This window comes from Streptosporangium nanhuense, from assembly GCF_059358815.1.
The window spans coordinates 1-1,443 of the sequence record NZ_JCADBG010000094.1 but is presented as its reverse complement, the minus strand read 5'-3'; the positions used below and the strand labels follow the sequence as shown (position 1 = coordinate 1,443).

Genomic DNA, 1,443 nt, shown 5'->3' with positions numbered 1-1,443 from the left:
AGCTGAGGCCCCAAAAACCACCCACGCCGGTCTCACTCCATGCCTGTTCCACTTCCCGCCGGGAAGTGGAAGGAAAGCGGCCGGGTCACCTGACCTGGACGCCCGCGCGGAAGACCGCCCGGACGTCCCGGAGCCGGCCGAGATCGTCGAGAGGATCGCCCGTCACGGCCAGCAGGTCGGCGTCCGCGCCCACCGCGATCCGTCCCTTCCGGTCGGAGACCCCGCACGCCCGGGCGGCGAGGCTGGTCGCCGCGGTGAGCGCCTCCAGCGGAGACGGGCCCTCCTCGGCGAACTGGGCGATGGCGTACGGCAGCACGTCGTGCGGCTTGACCGGCATGATGCCGGCGTCCGTGCCGAGCACGATCCTGGCACCGAGCCTGTAGAGGCTCCTGAGAGCCTCGTGTACGGCTTCCACGCGCCTGGCGACCTCCGGTGGCAGGACGAGCGGTGAGTCGCCGGGAACGACTCCGATCGTCACGCTCACGAAGGTGTCGCTCCCGGCGATGGCGGCGAGCAGGGCGGGGTCCGCGTCGACGCCGTCCGCGGTCACGAACGTCGCGTGCTCGATGCTGTCCACTCCCGCCGCCAGCGCGTCCCTGATCGCCTGCGTGCCGTGCGCGTGGGCGGCGACGGGCAGGCCGAGCCGGTGCGCCTCCTCGACGACCACCCGCAGGTCGGCCGGTGAGTACTGCGACTCGTGTGGCGGCGGCGAACCCGGCGTCATGTTGCCGCCGCTCAGCATGATCTTGACCACCGCGCAGCCCCGCTCGTGCCGCTCCCGCACCGCGGCACGCAGGGCGGCGGCTCCTTCGGCCACGCCGCCCATGAAATGGCAGTGGCCGCCGTGGGTGGTGATCGGGGGCCCGGCGGCGAGGATCTCCGGCCCTCCTCCGGGGTGCCGCTCCAGCTCCGTATCCAGCGTCAGCGCCAGATAGTCGCGGTCGCCGAGGTCGCGCACGGTCGTGATACCGGCCCGGAGCGCCCTGTCGGCCGCGATCCGCATCCTGGCCAGCAGTTCCCCGTCCTCGGCGGTGGTGAACGCGGTCACCGGGTCGGGACCGGCGTCGAAGCCGAGATGCACATGAGGGTCGACGAGTCCCGGCATCAGGAAGGTGTCCGCGCCCAGGTCGACCAGGTCCACCCCGTCCGGTGGAGGAGCGCCCGTGGTGTCCACGCCGGTGATCCGCCCGCCCTCCACGAACACCGTCGCGGGGCCGGACAGGTTCGTGCCGTCGAACATCAGTCCGGTGTGAATCGCGAGAGGCGTCATGGTCGGGAGGCTCCTGGAGGAAGGTGGCGCACGTGACCGCCCTGCCTCGTCTTCGGGACGGCGCGGATCGGGCGGCGTTGGCGGCGTAACAACATCACGAACGACCTGAGAGGACCCTGATACTCGCTGAGAAGCCACTCAGAGGAAACGCCCTCGGCGCCCTGACCTCAGCC

The 1,443-nt window shown here is 71.6% G+C and carries 1 protein-coding gene; it reads right to left on the bottom strand.

Annotation, left to right across the window (positions count from 1 at the left end):
- Positions 1-85: 85 nt before the first annotated feature.
- On the bottom strand, positions 86-1,270 hold the full coding sequence (locus AC5L38_RS44115; RefSeq protein ID WP_495248803.1) for an amidohydrolase family protein: 1,185 nt from the start codon (positions 1,268-1,270) through the stop codon (positions 86-88).
- Between the last annotated feature and the right edge of the window lie 173 nt (positions 1,271-1,443).

Coding starts and splice junctions, on each gene's coding strand:
- AC5L38_RS44115 (WP_495248803.1), bottom strand. CDS start 1,270: ATGACGCCTCTCGCGATTCACACCGGACTGATGTTCGACGGCACGAAC.